This is a genomic window from Oscillatoria salina IIICB1, from assembly GCF_020144665.1.
Classification (GTDB): domain Bacteria; phylum Cyanobacteriota; class Cyanobacteriia; order Cyanobacteriales; family SIO1D9; genus IIICB1.
In genome coordinates, this window is the sequence record NZ_JAAHBQ010000012.1 from 62,954 (window position 1) to 79,315 (window position 16,362).

14 protein-coding genes are annotated in these 16,362 nt (G+C 39.9%); 11 read left to right on the forward strand and 3 right to left on the reverse strand.

Annotation, left to right across the window (positions count from 1 at the left end):
• Nucleotides 1-69: 69 nt before the first annotated feature.
• Both G3T18_RS04665 and G3T18_RS04670 read left to right on the forward strand, forming a co-directional pair.
• Nucleotides 70-258, forward strand: a complete 189-nt coding sequence (locus tag G3T18_RS04665) for a hypothetical protein (RefSeq protein ID WP_224409364.1) — start codon at nucleotides 70-72, stop codon at nucleotides 256-258.
• Between the two features lie 322 nt (nucleotides 259-580).
• The gene (locus G3T18_RS04670) at nucleotides 581-892 is read left to right on the forward strand and encodes a hypothetical protein (protein ID WP_224409365.1); all 312 of its coding nucleotides are present in this window, start codon (nucleotides 581-583) and stop codon (nucleotides 890-892) included.
• Between the two features lie 63 nt (nucleotides 893-955).
• Here the strand turns inward: G3T18_RS04670 and G3T18_RS04675 are convergent, their stop codons facing one another.
• Nucleotides 956-2,935 carry a response regulator gene (locus G3T18_RS04675; RefSeq protein ID WP_224409366.1) on the reverse strand — a complete coding sequence of 660 codons (1,980 nt, stop codon included), beginning with the start codon at nucleotides 2,933-2,935 and terminating at the stop codon, nucleotides 956-958.
• 272 nt (nucleotides 2,936-3,207) lie between these two features.
• On the opposite strand from G3T18_RS04675, the gene G3T18_RS04680 reads away from it, so the two are divergent.
• Together G3T18_RS04680 and mltA are read left to right on the forward strand one after the other, a co-directional pair.
• Entirely contained in the window at nucleotides 3,208-5,205 is a 1,998-nt protein-coding gene (locus tag G3T18_RS04680) for an adenylate/guanylate cyclase domain-containing protein (RefSeq protein ID WP_224409367.1), read from the forward strand.
• 37 nt (nucleotides 5,206-5,242) lie between these two features.
• Complete coding sequence (gene mltA / locus G3T18_RS04685) at nucleotides 5,243-6,493, forward strand: murein transglycosylase A (protein ID WP_224409368.1); 1,251 nt, start codon at nucleotides 5,243-5,245, stop codon at nucleotides 6,491-6,493.
• A 70-nt stretch (nucleotides 6,494-6,563) separates the two neighbouring features.
• Here the strand turns inward: mltA and G3T18_RS04690 are convergent, their stop codons facing one another.
• Nucleotides 6,564-8,120, reverse strand: a complete 1,557-nt coding sequence (locus G3T18_RS04690; RefSeq protein WP_224409369.1) for a metallophosphoesterase family protein — start codon at nucleotides 8,118-8,120, stop codon at nucleotides 6,564-6,566.
• Between the two features lie 168 nt (nucleotides 8,121-8,288).
• On the opposite strand from G3T18_RS04690, the gene G3T18_RS04695 reads away from it, so the two are divergent.
• Complete coding sequence (locus G3T18_RS04695) at nucleotides 8,289-9,206, forward strand: sulfotransferase family protein (RefSeq protein WP_224409370.1); 918 nt, start codon at nucleotides 8,289-8,291, stop codon at nucleotides 9,204-9,206.
• Nucleotides 9,207-9,288: 82 nt separating this feature from the next.
• Here G3T18_RS04695 and mnmG read toward each other — a convergent pair whose 3' ends face one another.
• Nucleotides 9,289-11,199 carry a tRNA uridine-5-carboxymethylaminomethyl(34) synthesis enzyme MnmG gene (gene mnmG / locus G3T18_RS04700; protein WP_224409371.1) on the reverse strand — a complete coding sequence of 637 codons (1,911 nt, stop codon included), beginning with the start codon at nucleotides 11,197-11,199 and terminating at the stop codon, nucleotides 9,289-9,291.
• 456 nt (nucleotides 11,200-11,655) lie between these two features.
• On the opposite strand from mnmG, the gene G3T18_RS04705 reads away from it, so the two are divergent.
• The 6 genes from G3T18_RS04705 (at nucleotide 11,656) to G3T18_RS04730 (ending at nucleotide 16,351) form a co-directional block, all read left to right on the forward strand.
• Entirely contained in the window at nucleotides 11,656-12,240 is a 585-nt protein-coding gene (locus G3T18_RS04705; protein ID WP_224409372.1) for an SH3 domain-containing protein, read from the forward strand.
• Between the two features lie 151 nt (nucleotides 12,241-12,391).
• Complete coding sequence (locus tag G3T18_RS04710) at nucleotides 12,392-13,486, forward strand: AI-2E family transporter (protein ID WP_224409373.1); 1,095 nt, start codon at nucleotides 12,392-12,394, stop codon at nucleotides 13,484-13,486.
• An 83-nt stretch (nucleotides 13,487-13,569) separates the two neighbouring features.
• Nucleotides 13,570-13,773 (forward strand): hypothetical protein, encoded by a 204-nt coding sequence (locus G3T18_RS04715; protein ID WP_224409374.1) that lies wholly within the window; start codon nucleotides 13,570-13,572, stop codon nucleotides 13,771-13,773.
• A 245-nt stretch (nucleotides 13,774-14,018) separates the two neighbouring features.
• A complete protein-coding gene (locus G3T18_RS04720; RefSeq protein ID WP_224409403.1) occupies nucleotides 14,019-14,318 on the forward strand; it encodes a hypothetical protein in 300 nt (99 codons plus the stop codon).
• Nucleotides 14,319-14,593: 275 nt separating this feature from the next.
• Complete coding sequence (psbB, locus tag G3T18_RS04725; RefSeq protein WP_224409375.1) at nucleotides 14,594-16,120, forward strand: photosystem II chlorophyll-binding protein CP47; 1,527 nt, start codon at nucleotides 14,594-14,596, stop codon at nucleotides 16,118-16,120.
• Nucleotides 16,121-16,255: 135 nt separating this feature from the next.
• The gene (locus G3T18_RS04730; protein WP_224409376.1) at nucleotides 16,256-16,351 is read left to right on the forward strand and encodes a photosystem II reaction center protein T; all 96 of its coding nucleotides are present in this window, start codon (nucleotides 16,256-16,258) and stop codon (nucleotides 16,349-16,351) included.
• The last annotated feature ends 11 nt before the right edge of the window (nucleotides 16,352-16,362 follow it).

Below are 16,362 nucleotides of genomic sequence, written 5' to 3' on the forward strand. Positions count from 1 at the left end.
GTACATTTTATCGCGTTTGTCACCTGAGAAAAGTTTCTCGCTTGGGAAGGAAGTCAAGCAGGTGCTAAATTGACAGCGAGGAATAAAATTACTACTCAAAACCAAGTTAGCGATCCCACAGTGGAAAAAGATGCTGTAGAAGAAATCAGCGATCGCTACACTGAAACTAAGACTCTCGATCCGAAAACGGAAAAGGAATTAGGTAAAGTCGAACGTGCAACTGAAAACTTGACACTGGGGATCGAAGATGCTTCTTAAGCTAAGTCTTTGAGATTGGGTAACTCAGTGAGATTGAATTCTTCGACAAACTTAGATTTACGGTGATGTCTGTTTGTCTGTAGAAGTAAAATCTCTTTTACCCAGTTTTCCCTAACTTGTCGCCTTTCCCGTTTTTATTAAAATAATTTAAGTTTTGTTTCTTTTGAGTAAGAAAACCTTTTCTTTTATTTAATCTTTTTTTATAATTTGTGTAAAACATTATAATCACCATTGGAGTAGAAAAAGCGGGAAAACAGCGTATTAAAAATCACGTTTGCTAAAAAAAAGATTTTCCAAAAACTATTTTTGAGGCGCTCGTCCTATGGCTAGAGCTATTGTTAATTTGACAGGCTCATTAGTAGTAGAAGAAATAGACAGACTACTAGGAGCTTACCCGGACGGACATATCTATAATACCACTTTTGCTAATCCGGGATTGCGGCGACGGTTAGCAGCATTTGTACTTAGCAAAGTTCGGAATCGCTATGCAGTTTTAGAAGACAACCAAGGAAGACCAATTTATCCAAATTTTCAATCCGCTTCGTTAGAAAAAAGATTACATATAGAAGAAATAATTAAACAAGGTATAGAATTAATTATTTTCGAGAATAATCCAAATAAATACTTCAATTAAACCGAGGAGCGATTCGGAGAAAAGTAGAGACGCTTTCTCCTACGTCTCTACAACTAATAACTGTTAAGCCACCCCCCAAATTTTCAGATCCAGGTTACCACCACTAACGATAAATTGTCCATCAGGGCTAACAGCAACCGCTTTTACACCTCCAGGATGAGCATCAATAGTGCGTAATAATTCTCCGGTTTGCAAATCCCAAATTTTGACAGTACGATCGTCGCTACCGCTAATAATTATCCGTCCATCGGGACTAACAGCAACACCATTAACTGGTTGAGAATGACCTGTAAGTTGATAATACAATTCTCCGGTACGGACATCCCAAACTTGAATATTATTGTTGTTACTACCACTAACAAGAGTTAAACCATCGGGACTAACAGCGAGAGATGTTACTTGAGAAGAATTTTGATTCAAAGCACCGAGTAACTCTCCAGTATAGAGATTCCAAATCTTAATATTAGTCTCGTAAGCACCAGTATAAAGCCTTTGTCCATCTAAAGCGATCGCGATCGCGCTTACTCCCGCAGAAGATTGATTCAAAGGACCGAGTAATTCCCCAGTATAGAGATTCCAAATTTTCAGATTACTCTCTTGTGAACTAGTATAGAGAGTTTCTCCGTCCAGAGCGATCGCTACCGATGTAACTTGATGAGAAGATTTATTCAGCGCACCCAACAATTCCCCACTATCAAGATTCCATAGTTGAATATTACCTTGAATCGAACTGCTAACTAAAGTTTGTCTATCCGGACTAATAGCTAAGGAAGTAACTCCCCCAGAACTATGCACATCTAAAGTATGAATACACTCGAAAATCAAATAAGGAGTAAATTCTACTAAAGCGAGAGAAATGGTTTGACGGTTATTATAATCTCGCAACTGTTTATAAGCAGCTATTTGTACTTCCTGACTGGAATCGTTTAAACCTTCAAGCAAAACATTTGTTGCTTTTTCGAGATCCCCTGCAGCCTCTTGCAAAACTAAAATTTTCTCTTCGCTTGAGGAACTATCTAAGCTTTCCTCAAAATTACCAACGGGTTTTGAAACTGGATTTTCGCTAGCAACTGTTGACTCTGTTGGTGTAGGTTCAAAGTTTTCTACTACCTCAGAAATATCTCCTAAAGTCAGATCGTTTTCTTGAGGGTTATTAAAGTCAAATTCTTGATTGGGAGAATTTTCTTCGAGAAACGCTTCAGTCTCGCCAAAGTCAAATTCTGTCTCATCTGAGGCTTCTGACTCTACTTCTGCTTGCTCAGAAATACTACCGAGAGCAATTATATTTTCCCCTTCAGCTTCTTGCTCAGAAGATTCATCTTCATCTTCATCAAAAGCTACCGACGAAGCTGTTAAAAGATCGGGAGTTGCTATTTCACTTTCGACATCATTCTCTTCTAACTCCTCTGTCGTAGAAGCAAAAGGATTAACTGTAGCCACCTCACTGGGAAAATCTGACTCAGCAGTTTCCTCCTCTGACTCAGCAAAAGGATTAACTGTAACTTCCTCTACTGGCTCAATTGGGACTGAATTTAAGTTTAAATCTGGATTTTCTGACGGGAGATCCTCTGGTAAAGATTTCTCGATGCTCGAAATACCGGCTTTAAGTGCGTCATCCTCCGACTCAGAAACAGGAGGAGGTGGTGGTGGTGGAGTTTGACTCCGAGGCTGTTTCGCTTTTTTGGTAGCAGATTTAATTGCCTCAATTAACTGTTTTTTATTAAAAGGTCTTTCTATATACTCAAAATACTGGAAAGCTTGGGGAATTTTGGCTGCGATTTCTTCTTGACGGCGACACATCATTACCACAGCCGTTTTCTGGAGTTGTTCATCAGTTTGCATTTTTTGATAAAGTTCCCAACCGTTTATTTTTGGTAGCTTCCAATTAAGAAAGATAAACTTAGGCTGTTGGGAGCGGATTTTAGTTAGTGCTTCTTCTCCATCCTCAGCTTCGAGGATTTCGTAGTTACCACTAGGTAACATTTTAATCACTCGCATCCGCACATCACTGTTGTTTTCCACGATCAGGATTTTATGTGCCATGACCTTATAGTAGTGCTACTAATAACGATTTTATGCCCAAAATCAGTAAGAATAAGATTGCCAACCGCGATTTTAGCGTTTGACAATAATAGCTTACCTGTTAGAGAGCGAGCAGCGATTAAGCTAGATCCTAGTATCCTTGGGAGCGATCGCCGAAAATTCTTTCACACCAGTGAAATTACTGACAAAAATGATTTTTCTCTGTCAAACACAGGGGGTAGCAGCTATAACAGAAGACATAATCATCGGGATTTGAGATCCACAGTAGAATCATGCAGTTGAAAAAGACTAATCCCAAAAGTGGATTTACGCAAAATCCTCCCCTCAAAGTTTACAATCGCCAAGTCCCTCTACGACTTGTCCTTGTCGTTCCCTTTATCTTACAAATTTTTGCCGCAGTTGGCTTAACTGGTTGGTTTTCCTTGCGTAATGGTCAGAAAGCAATTCAAGAGGTTTTAACTCAACTCAGTAACGATACTGCTGTGAAAATTGACCAACACGTGCAAAATTATTTTAAGATACCTCATCTAGTTTTGCAAATCAATGCTCAGGCGATCCGCAATGGAGATTTGAATATTAATGACTTCCAAAGCTTACAAAGAATTTTTTATTCCCAAATCCATCTTGATGAGTCTGTAGATAACGTTTATATCGGTACTGAAAATGGTAATTTTGTTAGTGTTCAGCGATTACCTAGCGGCAAAACAGTCCTGAAAATTAAAAGTAATTATACCGGGATAAATCGCTTTATTTATAACCTTGATGAACGGGGAAATGCGATCGAATTTGTGGAAGAAATTGAATACGACCCTCGCGAAAGACCTTGGTATCAAGCTGCAAAATCAGTAGGTAAACCTACCTGGAGTCCAATTTATCATTCTCACTATTTAGGAGTGCTACAAATTACTCCCGTTGTCCCCGTTTATACACCAGATAATGAATTTCGCGGAGTTTTAGCTGCTAATTTAATTTTATCTCAAATTAGCATTTTTTTAAATAATTTAAAAATTGGGGATTCTGGCGAAGCTTTTATTATCGAAAGAACTGGAGAGTTAGTTGCTAGTTCTACTGAGGAACAGTATGCAATTGATACACCAGAAGGCGAAAAACGACTTTTAGCTACTGACAGTCAAAGCGAGTTAATTCGCTCAACAATGGCAAATTTATTGCAAGAATTTGACGATCTAAATCAACTTCAAGCTAAAAATAATTTTCATTATAAATCAGAAGGAAATCGCTATTGGGTACAAGTGACTCCTTTACGAGATCGATATGGTTTGGATTGGTTGACAGTGGTTGTTGTACCTCAAGCTGATTTTATGGAGAAAATTAATCAAAACACGCGGATGACGATTTTGTTGTGTTTAGCAGCTTTGAGTTTAGCTACTTTATCAGGTTTGCTTACTTCGGGTTGGATTACGAAACCAATTCTGAATTTAAGTCAAGCTTCTTCAGCAATAACTAATGGAAAATTAACTCAAAAGGTAACTCCGGTGAAGATTACTGAGTTAGCTATTTTAGCTGATTCTTTTAATCAGATGGCGGAACAAATTCACTACTATTTTACCGCTTTAGAACGAGCCAATCAAGAGCTAGAGAATAAAGTAGAACAACGCACTGCCGAGTTGCGTTTAGAAAAAGAAAAATCGGAAAAATTACTTTTGAATATTTTGCCAAAAGTAATTGCTGAACGTCTAAAAAAAAATAATGATACTATTGCCGAACATTATGAAGAAGTAACTATTTTGTTTGCTGATATTGTGGGATTTACGCCTTTATCAGCACGTTTAAAAGCCATTGAGTTAGTTAATTTGTTAAACGTAATTTTTTCCGGGTTTGACGAATTAGCAGAATTACTAGAATTAGAGAAAATTAAGACAATTGGCGATGCTTATATGGTAGCAGCAGGATTACCTAATCCTAGAGCGGATCATGCTGAAGCGATCGCGGATATGGCGCTAGCGATGCAAGCGGTTGTCGATCAGATACAATTTGAACAGGGAGAAAAGTTTCAAATCCGAATTGGAATTCATACTGGTGTTGTCGTTGCTGGTGTAATTGGAATTAAAAAGTTTATTTACGATATGTGGGGAGATACGGTTAATGTTGCTTCCCGAATGGAGTCTTCTGGTGTCCCCGGAAAAATTCAAGTCACGGCTGAGGTTTACGAACTTTTGAAGGAATTATACGTCTTTGAAGACAGAGGTTTAATTCCCGTGAAGGGTAAAGGAGAAATGCAAACTTATTGGCTGATTGAGAGAAAAATTTAGTTAATTTTTTTCAAAAAATGAAGGATAGTGAGTTACAATGAAAAAGAAACTAGCTTACTGCCAAGTCGGCGTGGCGATCGCCTCAAGTTTAATCCTGTTTTCTGGTTGTCAAAAAACACAGCAATCTTTATCAATTGTTAGCGTAACTCCTGAAATCGAACAACTTTTAACTGTAGGGTGGAAAGCCGATGCACGAGCAGTTTTACAACCTTTAGCTTCGCCACCAGATGAGTTAGGTTGGGATGAAAAAATTGGCAATCGAGATGAAATTTTCGGAGACAAAGAAATACTTCTCCAAGCAATCGCTCGTAGTTTAGAATATCTAAATTCTCCTCAAGCAAAAGCAGCTTATCGCAATTATCCTATCCCAGAAATTACTCAAGCTCGAGTTATTCGTAGCTTAAAAAGATTCCAAGAATTATTATTAATCGCCAATTCTGGTGAGGAATTAATGTCCGCAGTCAAACGAGAATTTGTATTTTATCAATCAGTGGGTAGCGATAACTTAGGTACAGTTTTATTTAGTGCTTATTTTGAACCAATTTATCCAGCCAGTCGCACTCCAACCGCAGAATATCGCTATCCTTTGTATCGACTACCACCAGATTTAAAATCTTGGTCAAAACCTCATCCTACTAGAGAAGAATTAGAAGGAAAAAATGGTTTACTAGGTGCCAAAAGTCGTTTGGCTGGATTAGAAATATTTTGGTTAAAGTCTCGCTGGGAAGCATATCTCATTCACATTCAAGGTTCCGCGCGTTTAATACTTCCTGACGGCAAACAAACCACTATTGGTTATGCGGGAAATACTGCTCGGGATTACAATAGTATTGGTTGGGAATTAGTGCAAGAAGGGAAAATTCCCTTAGAAGAATTGACGATGCCCCGGATTTTAGAGTATTTTCAAATTAATCCTGGTGCAATGGATGAGTATATTAGTCGCGATCGCAGTTTCGTTTTCTTTGAGGAGAAATATGGCGTCTCAGCCTTGGGGAGCATAGAAGTACCTTTATCAGCCGAACGAGCGATCGCTACAGATAAATCTTTAATGCCACCTGGAGCATTAGCTCTGATTCAAGCTTCAATTCCCGATTATAACTCTTCTGGAACCCTGGAAGAACGGCAAATTACTCGTTTTGTTTTAGACCAAGATGCCGGAGGTGCAATTAAAGGAGCAGGTCGAGTAGACTATTTTTTAGGCAGTGGCGAGCAAGCTGGAGAACGTGCGGGTGTGACTCGAAGTTACGGACAATTGTATTATTTGCTTTTGCGTTCCGAAAGTTTATAGTTTTGAGTCTCACGCAAAGACGCAAAGAAAGACGCAGAGGATGAATGTAAAGTTAGTTTGATTTGCTGGTTTAAAGGAGAAAGGGTTCGGCTTGTGGTTGATGCCATTCGTGACGAAAGCGTTCTAAAATTAATGGTTGAACTGAGAATTTAACAGGTTGTCCCGGTTGAACATCGATTCGTAAAGCAGAATAAAAACGTCGCTTATGTTTACCTTGGTCATGACGACCGTAAAATAATAGCGATCGCGCGACTAAAAGATTTTCTTCCGTTTCCAAGATATCTGTTCCTTGCTTGCGTTGGCGACGCAAACTGTAACCGCTACCACCACAAACAAGCCAGTTTATATTTGAGTCGCCATGTCCTGTATTTTCAGTCCGCAAATGTTCTAAACAATGAGCGTGACCGCTAATAACTAAGTCTACCAAAGGACGACCTGCTGCCAATTCGCCTACGGCTGACGCTACTCCATCCAAAACCCAACGCAAGTGAAAGCGAATAGATTTAGTTTGGGCTTGATTCCACTTTGTCGCTTCGGTAACGTAAGGAGGATGGTGCAAGTAAATAACTCGTCCTCGCACTTGTTCATCTTGCCAAGAAGCAATTAATCTTTGTTTGAGCCAATTCAATTGTTCCCAGTCGATAACGCTTTTTTCATCAGCCGCGAGTTGCTTTTCAATATCTAACTTCATTTCTTCAATTTGCTCTAATTTTCCCTCGTAGTCGTCGAGTTGTTCCGCCTCATCAGGGTTAGAAGAATTTAGTTGAGCAGAAATTTCCATAATTTGCTCTTTTTTCCGCTCAAGTTCAGCCAAACGCCGAATTAACTGACGACGCAAGCTTTCTCCTTCTTTCGTCGCCGGGATTGGTATGGGAGCATTAAAAGTATTCGAGTCTAAAGCAAAAAAATCAACGCCACCGTAGCGAAAAGTGTAATAACGGTTGGGTAAGCGAGTAAAAAGTCCTGGTTGATAGCGCAAACAACGACCAGTATTAGTTTTAGCAGTGTAATAAGTATCGAGATGTCGTCCTAACTCATTGGGATTATCGATTTTTTGGAGATAATCGAGAAAAGCCTTGGCATAAGTTTGACCTTGATGAGAACCATGCCAACCAATATCGAAAGACATTTTCGTGCGTAGTAAGCGACGTAGGGGCCAAGTTGCTTGCGCCAAAACCCCAGAAATCAAAGGTAGATCGTAATAATCGTGATTGCCCGGTACTGGGAGAATAGGTAACTTAAAAACCATGCGATCGTAGTGAATTTTATCTGGTTTTTCGCCACCAACGATAAACTCGCGGTAAGGGTGAATGAAGTTAGCAGGGTAATACTCGCTGGAACCAACCAGATAGACAACATCGCCAGTATGTAAGAGAAACCGACAGCGTGATTGGTGTTCGAGTAACATTTCCGCCACCTTACGCTGTGGGTTATGACTTCGATGATAGCCCGTACCGCTATCACCAATTACCAAAAAAGAGAACTCCTGGCGATCGCTAAAACCATCGTCAAGGACAAAAGAAGTTTGATCGATTTGGCGATCGCTAATTAACGGATCTTCCCAACGTACCCGTTGTTTCATTTTACAGAGTTTCGTAGCGATGGGCGGATCGGAAACGATTTTCATCTTTATTCAGTCGCATACTGGCACATCTACCAGATTACCTCGTATAGAGCAACCGATGAGTGAGATGCGATCGTGACGTTCTCACGAGCTAACGCTTATACTTAAATTATCAAATAAATTAGCCAATTAAGCACCCTAAAAAATCAAAAATCAAGCGAGCAAACCACCATGAAACAACCCTCTTTCTTTATTGTCGGTGCTCCCAAAAGTGGAACTACAGCATTATGCAAATATCTCGCCCAACATCCCGAAATATTTATTCCTCCAGCCAAAGAACTTAATTATTTTAACACCGACTTAAATCCTAACCGCAAAGCCAAAAACCTCACCGAATATTTAGCTCTTTTTACCCCAGGTGAAGGAAAAGTATGTGGTGAAGGTTCTACTAGCTATCTGAGAAGTAAAAATGCGGCTCAAGAAATTAAAGCTTTTAATCCCCAAGCAAAAATAATCATCATGCTGAGAGAACCAGTTTCCCTCTTATATTCTTTTCACAGCCAAAACTTATATAACGGCAACAGCGAAGATATTCAAGATTTTCAATTAGCTATGGAAACTGAATTTGAGCGTCGCCAAGGCAAAAAAATACCCTCAAAATGTACTAATCCAGAAATACTATTTTATCGAAATATTGTTAACTTCACCGAACAAATACAAAGATATTTTGACACTTTTGGACGCGAACGAGTTAAGATTATCCTTTTTGACGACTATAAACAAGACACAGCCAAAACTTTTCGAGAAATCCTGGAATTTTTAGAAGTCAATCCTAACTTTTCTACAGAATTTACAGCCATGAACAGCAACAAAAAAGTTCGGAGTACAATCTTACAGCAATTAGTCAAATATCCTCCCAGCAAAATCTTAGAAATTGGCAAATATTTTCTCCCTTTACCTCGTCAACAACGTCGAGCAATCTTAGAAAAATTAAAAGGAATTTTGAAGAAAGCCAATACTGAAAAAACTACTCGTAAACCTTTAAATCCAGAATTTCAGCACAGTTTACAACAAGAATTTGCCCCAGAAGTAGAACGTTTAAGCCAATTACTGGGACGCGATTTAACTCATTGGAGAAAAAACAATTAATTGAATCATCACTGTGATTCTCTGGGGAAATTTTAATTTTTTATTTCGCGACTTTGCGCGAAATAACTACCCCCTACTCATTCTACTCTACTAACCTGACTTTCTGACGATTTCTCATCTCTAAATAAATCAACAACGCATTAATATCCGCAGGATTAACCCCACCAATTCTTGAAGCTTGACCAATGGTTAATGGCTTAACTTTTGTCAATTTTTCCCGTGATTCCATTGACAAAGTATCAATTTTCATATAATCAATTTCCGCAGGTAATGGGCGATTAGCATGGCGGCTGATTTGGTCGATTTGATTTTGCTGACGCTGAATATAACCAGAGTATTTAATATCGATTTCTGCACCTTCTTTTTCCGCACGATTTAAGTTAGGATTGCTTAAATCATATCGCTCTAGATCGACATAATGAAAACCAGGACGACGCAGCAAATCAGCTAAGGTAATTGAACCTTTAATCTTTTGTCCTGTATCAGCAACAATTTGCTGTCCAATCTCATCATTTTCCTTAATTCGAGTTTCGTGCAAGCGTTCTTTTTCCGCAGCAATCTTTTCTTGTTTGCTTTGAAATAACTCCCAGCGACGGTCATCAATTAAGCCAACTTCTCGCCCTAAAGGTGTTAATCGTTGGTCAGCATTATCGGAACGTAAAATTAAGCGATATTCGGAACGACTGGTAAGCATTCGATAAGGTTCGCGTAAATCTTTGGTACACAAATCATCAAGAAGTGTCCCGATATAACTACCTTCGCGAGGTAAGATAATCATTTCTTGATTCTTGACAAATCGCACTGCATTAATTCCGGCAACAATTCCTTGGGCAGCCGCTTCTTCGTAACCAGTTGTCCCATTAATTTGTCCCGCACAAAATAGCCCAGCAATTTTCTTGGTCATCATGGTTGGATAACACTGAGTTGCGGGTAAATAATCGTATTCTACGGCATAGGCTGGACGCAGCATCACGCAGTTTTCCAAGCCAGGAAGAGAATGCAACATTTCGAGTTGTAAATTCTCTGGTAAACCGGTAGAAAAGCCTTGAATATACAATTCAGGAATATCTCTTCCTTCGGGTTCGATAAAAATTTGGTGACTTTCTTTATCAGCAAAGCGAACAATTTTATCTTCAATACTCGGACAATAACGAGGTCCTTTTGCGTCTACCCAACCCCCATAAACTGGAGACAAATGTAAGTTATCGCGAATTAATTGATGAGTCTTTGCTGTGGTACGAGTGAGATAGCAAGACATCTGCTTTCTTTCAACCCAAACTTCGGGGTCAAAACTAAACCAACGCACATCTTCATCGCCCGGTTGCGGTTCCATTTTACTAAAATCAACAGACCGTTTATCAACTCGCGCAGGTGTTCCAGTTTTCAGTCGTCCGGTTTCAAATCCTAGTTGATTTAATGTTTCTGTTAAGCCAATTGCGGCAAATTCTCCGGCACGTCCCGCAGGCATTGATTTGTTACCAACCCAGATAATTCCGCCGAGAAAAGTTCCGGTTGTTAAAATCACAGCTTGGCATTTAAAAGCTGTACCAAAGTAAGTTTGAACGCCAATAATTTCCTCATTTTTACCAAGTACCAAATCTGTCGCCATTCCTTCACGAATAGTCAGATTTTCTTGATTTTCGACAATACCCCGCATTACTCTGGAATATTCTCGTTTATCTGTTTGGGCGCGTAAAGCCCACACAGCAGGTCCGCGCGAAGAGTTGAGGACGCGCTTTTGGAGATAGGTGCGGTCTGCCATTTTGCCAATTTCGCCGCCTAGTGCATCTACTTCATGAGTTAACTGAGATTTTGCAGGTGCGCCGACAGCAGGATTACACGGTTGCCAGGCAATTTTATCGAGATTAAGTGTTAGCATTAGCGTCCGACAACCTAGGCGTGCAGAGGCGAGTGCCGCTTCACAACCTGAGTGTCCTGCGCCAATAATAATAATGTCAAATTCGTCTTGAAATTGTACTGGGTATTCGATCATGGTTGATTAATTTTGAGTTAAGATGACTCATCTTTAATTGTAGCGGCTTATTAGATGGGTTAATTTCGTTCTTTACAAGAAAGTGAGTATTTTTAGCTCTCTCAAAGAGATTATTTTTAGATTACAAGTATGGGAACTCGCTCGCCATCTAAGTTCTTAAGAAATTGTTTTTATTTCAATTATATCTTCTTGGGGATAGAGAGCGAGTTGGATATATCTCTATCTAATGAAGGAGGAATAATTTTTGGATGTTTTTTTAGGATAATTTATATTGAATTTTAATGAAAAAGTAATTGATAAGTTTTAGTAGATAAAGTTTTGATAGCTTCAATCGCTTATTAATTTAAATAGTTTACTAAGATTATTGCGTTCGCTTAAATAATCGAGCGCCAAAATATTAGCTAACTGTCAAAGTTGTTGAAAAAATATTTTGAATTGAGTTTAGTTCTCTTAACAATGAAACATATCAAGAATAAAATTTCTGCCTTAACTGCTTTAAGTTCGCTTTCGTTTGCAGCTTTGTCTTTTTCATTTCCAGCTAAGGCTAAAGAAATTACTACGAGCAGTAATTATTTAGAAAAACAAGAGCAAATACAAGTAGCCCAAGCAGGAAGTTGCTACGAAGTTTCAGCACGAGGAAGTGGGCTTTATGTCCGCCAAGAACCGTCAGTTTACAGTCAATCTCTTGGGGTTTTAAATGATGGTAGAAATGTAACAGTTATTGGGAATGTTAGCAACAATGATTGGGTGCAAATTTCTGCCCCGGTTCCCGGTTATGTGTTTGGTGGTTTTCTCGAATCTTGTCAGTCATCGCCTGTTGCTACTAACATTAATACCCCTAACTTTAATAGTTGTCGGCGAGTGTTAGCACAACCTGGACTTAATATTCGCCAAGAACCATCAATTAATAGCCCTATTCTTGGTAGATTAGCCTACAATCGTAACGTAGGAATTGACAATTTAGGTAGAAATGGTTGGGTAGAGATTTCAACTCCTGTTGAAGGTTATATTTCTGCGGATTATCTCGGTTATTGTCGTTAGTTAGGTAAATAACGAGTGGCGATCGCGCTTCCTATTCCTGCTTTCAAGATGGTAGATTTGTATTTTAACCTCTGGGGGATGACACCGTTTTTGGCGATCGCCTAATCTCAGCATAACTGTTAGCGATCGGTGTAATTTGGAGTTGATCTCGATGAGTACCGGGAAGTTTCTCGGCTTTGTGGCTATTGCTATTTCTTTATACATACTTTGGCAAATAAGGCAAGTGTTATTGCTGGCTTTTTTGGCGATCGCTTTAGCCACTGTCATCAACCGACTGGTTCAATTACTACAAAAATTTAAAATAAAACGGGGTATTGCTGTTACTATCTCGGTTATTCTCGTATTAGCACTATTTGTAGGTTTTATCGCTATAATTGTGCCTTCAATAATTGACCAATGGCAACAATTAGTTAATTTAGTTCCCGAATCATTGGAACAGTTAAGAGAGTGGTATAGTTGGCTGCAAAATTTAATTCCTGGTCAATTACTTCAAGATATTGAAGATTTAGGCGATCTCAGAACTTTGCTCGAAAATATTTCTGCTAATGATACCGGATGGTTTAGTGGTTTCTTTAGGATATTTTCTAACTCAATTAATTTTATTTTGAAAACATTACTGGTTATTGTCGTGACGATTATGTTGTTAGCAAATCCTTCTGCTTATCGTCACGTATTTTTACTTTTATTTCCTGCTTTTTATCGCCAAAGGGCTGATGACATACTCTCACAATGCGAAGAAGCTTTAACTGGTTGGTTCAAAGGCATTTTATTTAACATGACCGTAATTACTATTTTTAGCGGTATTGGTTTGCTTTTGTTAGGAATACCCCTAGCTCTAGTCAATGCTCTCATCGCTGGTATCTTGACCTTTATTCCTAATCTCGGACCCACTTTGAGCGTTATCCCACCAGCAGCCCTTGGTCTTTTAGAAGCACCTTGGAAAGCGATTGCCGTTATAGTTTTATATATCGTTATTCAACAGATAGAAAGTGATGTTTTAACTCCGTTAGTGATGAAAAATCAAGTATCTTTACTTCCGGCAATTACTTTACTTTCTCAAGTAACATTCGCAATTTTCTTTGGTGCATTAGGTTTATTTCTCGCTTTGCCCATTATTATTGTCGCTCAAGTTTGGCTCAAGGAATTATTGGTCAAGGATATTCTCAATCACTGGGAAAATCCGCGCCAAAATTCCAACAGCAATTTTTCAGATGGACGGGAAAATCAAGCAAATAAATATTCTTAAGTTAAATATAAGTTTTGAGTTTTTTTAGATATGCTTACTGAAATTTAACTAAAATATTTTCACATTAACAAATAAATTAGGTTATGTCTGAAAAAAAAGACCCCAGTAAAATGTTATTTTATCTACTGATCGGGATCGCATTGTTATTTGTCTGTTATGGTTTGGGCAATTTATTTATTAGAGCGCGTCGAGATATTCGAGACGAATCCGAAGCTAATCGCTTTGATGTATCGAGTTTACTCCAACTTGAGCCAAAAGCGGACGATAATTATCAACAGTGGGGCTAAATTTGACGAGTAGAGAAAAATAAGCTTGGCTAATTTGCCTACCAAATTAAGTTAAGAAATATTACCAAAATTATCCTCAGTCAAACGATCGTAATTGTAAATCAAGAGAGTAAATAGGGTTTAGTTGGCAAGAGTATTTTTACTCAAAAAATCTGAATTGACGATCGCTCGGGCGATCGCACTAGCTAAGTAGCTCTCAGACAAGGGATAATGCCGAAAAGAACAGTTGCATGACGATAGCGGCAGTGAAATACTTTTTCTTATCAGACGGATGGATAATTGGTAGAGTATGGGAATTCGGAGGTCTGTGGAACGAGAACGTCTGGCGACGCAAACCCAATATTGAGCGACTCAACCTTGGTATTGTAGAACAGGGAGAAAAATTGTGGCTGTATCGGGTAGAAGAAGCAGTTTTGATGGTAGAAGTAAGACCGAGCAAGACTGCCGAATCAACAGCAGCGATCGGTCAAGTGGTACTCAAACGCTTGATTGATGCAGATCGAGCGCTTGAACGCTTAACCACAGCCGAATCGCTCAGTAACTGAGAAATCGCAACTCTCCAGTAGAGTTAAAGATTTGATGATTAATCTGACAAACTGTTGAGTAGTCTTGCAATCCGTTCTCACAATAGTTACAATTCTTTAAATAAACTTTGAAAAAGGGTAACAATTCCCCATTATCAGTTTCAAGAAACACTTTTTATCTTCTCTCCTACCCAAAATTTAGTCAGTTCAATTACTGACAAGAGAGACGAAGAGTAAAAGTGAAAGCTAAAAAAAAGTCTTGTAAACATCAAATTTCAAGAGGAGGAGCGTAGTCGATGGGACTACCTTGGTATCGAGTACACACAGTCGTCCTGAATGATCCAGGTCGTCTGATCGCAGTACACCTGATGCACACCGCCTTGGTTGCAGGGTGGGCAGGCTCAATGGCTTTGTATGAATTAGCAGTTTTCGATCCCAGCGATCCAGTCTTAAACCCCATGTGGAGGCAGGGTATGTTTGTCATGCCCTTTATGGCACGCTTGGGAATTACCGAGTCTTGGGGCGGTTGGAGTATTACTGGCGAAACTGTGAGCAATGTAGGCTTTTGGTCATTTGAAGGCGTTGCTGCGGCTCACATCGTGCTTTCTGGTTTGCTATTCCTAGCAGCTTGCTGGCACTGGGTTTACTGGGATTTAGAACTATTTTTCGATCCCCGTACGGGCGAACCAGCCTTAGACCTGCCGAAAATGTTTGGCATTCACCTGTTCTTGTCAGGTCTTCTTTGCTTTAGCTTTGGTGCTTTCCACCTCACAGGTCTTTTTGGTCCGGGAATGTGGGTTTCCGATGGCTATGGTTTAACTGGTCACGTGCAACCAGTAGCGCCAGAATGGGGACCGGCAGGCTTTAACCCGTTTAATCCTGGAGGCGTAGTCGCGCACCATATTGCCGCAGGAATTGTAGGCATTATTGCTGGTCTTTTCCATCTCAGTGTTCGTCCTCCAGAGCGGTTGTACAAAGCACTGCGGATGGGTAACATCGAAACCGTACTTTCGAGCAGTATTGCTGCTGTCTTTTTTGCCGCCTTCGTCGTCGCTGGTACGATGTGGTACGGTAACGCGACCACTCCAATCGAACTGTTTGGTCCAACCCGCTATCAGTGGGATCAAGGTTACTTCAAGCAAGAAATCGATCGCCGCGTCCAAGCTAATTTAGCTGCTGGCGACACCTTGGAACAAGCTTGGTCGAAAATTCCGGAAAAACTGGCATTCTACGATTACATCGGTAACAACCCTGCTAAAGGTGGTTTGTTCCGTACAGGTCCGATGAATCAAGGCGATGGTATTGCTCTAGCTTGGTTAGGACATCCAGTATTCAAAGATGCTCAAGGTCGCGAATTGTTCGTACGCCGGATGCCGAACTTCTTTGAAAACTTCCCCGTAGTATTGACTGATGCAGACGGCGTAGTTCGTGCTGACATTCCTTTCCGTCGGGCAGAATCAAAATTCAGTATCGAGCAAACTGGAGTCACAGTTAGCTTATATGGTGGCGAACTCAACGGTAAAACCTTTACCGATGCGCCCTCAGTGAAGCAATTTGCTCGTCAATCTCAATTAGGCGAACCCTTTGCCTTCGATCGCGAAACCTTAGACTCTGATGGTGTGTTCCGAACCAGTCCTCGCGGTTGGTTCACTTTTGGACACGCAGTCTTTGCTTTACTGTTCTTCTTCGGTCACATCTGGCATGGTTCTCGGACACTGTTCCGCGATGTTTTTGCTGGTGTGGAAATAGAAGAAGAACAAGTCGAATGGGGTGTCTTCCAAAAAGTGGGAGACGTAACTACTCGGACGCAGGAAACTGTGTAAAATCATCCCACGAGCAAACAAGTTTTTTCGTTGTTCTACAAATAATGGGAGTAGTGGAGTGGATAAATCACTCCTCTCTCCCCTTTGTCAGCTTTTGTTGATAAAATGTTCTAGGAGCCATCAGGAATATTTAACATGGAAAGCGTAGCTTACATTTTGATTTTGACATTGGCGATCGGCACACTCTTCTTTGCGATCGCATTTCGCGAACCACCTCGCATAGGCAAATAGTTTTTTGGCAA

Bases quoted from the DNA above. Each gene is read 5' to 3' on its own strand.
- G3T18_RS04695 (WP_224409370.1), top strand. From the start codon at position 8,289: ATGAAACAACCCTCTTTCTTTATTGTCGGTGCTCCCAAAAGTGGAACT.
- G3T18_RS04670 (WP_224409365.1), top strand. From the start codon at position 581: ATGGCTAGAGCTATTGTTAATTTGACAGGCTCATTAGTAGTAGAAGAA.
- mltA (WP_224409368.1), top strand. From the start codon at position 5,243: ATGAAAAAGAAACTAGCTTACTGCCAAGTCGGCGTGGCGATCGCCTCA.
- G3T18_RS04680 (WP_224409367.1), top strand. From the start codon at position 3,208: ATGCAGTTGAAAAAGACTAATCCCAAAAGTGGATTTACGCAAAATCCT.
- G3T18_RS04705 (WP_224409372.1), top strand. From the start codon at position 11,656: ATGAAACATATCAAGAATAAAATTTCTGCCTTAACTGCTTTAAGTTCG.
- G3T18_RS04730 (WP_224409376.1), top strand. From the start codon at position 16,256: ATGGAAAGCGTAGCTTACATTTTGATTTTGACATTGGCGATCGGCACA.
- G3T18_RS04675 (WP_224409366.1), bottom strand. From the start codon at position 2,935: ATGGCACATAAAATCCTGATCGTGGAAAACAACAGTGATGTGCGGATG.
- mnmG (WP_224409371.1), bottom strand. From the start codon at position 11,199: ATGATCGAATACCCAGTACAATTTCAAGACGAATTTGACATTATTATT.
- psbB (WP_224409375.1), top strand. From the start codon at position 14,594: ATGGGACTACCTTGGTATCGAGTACACACAGTCGTCCTGAATGATCCA.
- G3T18_RS04715 (WP_224409374.1), top strand. From the start codon at position 13,570: ATGTCTGAAAAAAAAGACCCCAGTAAAATGTTATTTTATCTACTGATC.
- G3T18_RS04690 (WP_224409369.1), bottom strand. From the start codon at position 8,120: ATGAAAATCGTTTCCGATCCGCCCATCGCTACGAAACTCTGTAAAATG.
- G3T18_RS04710 (WP_224409373.1), top strand. From the start codon at position 12,392: ATGAGTACCGGGAAGTTTCTCGGCTTTGTGGCTATTGCTATTTCTTTA.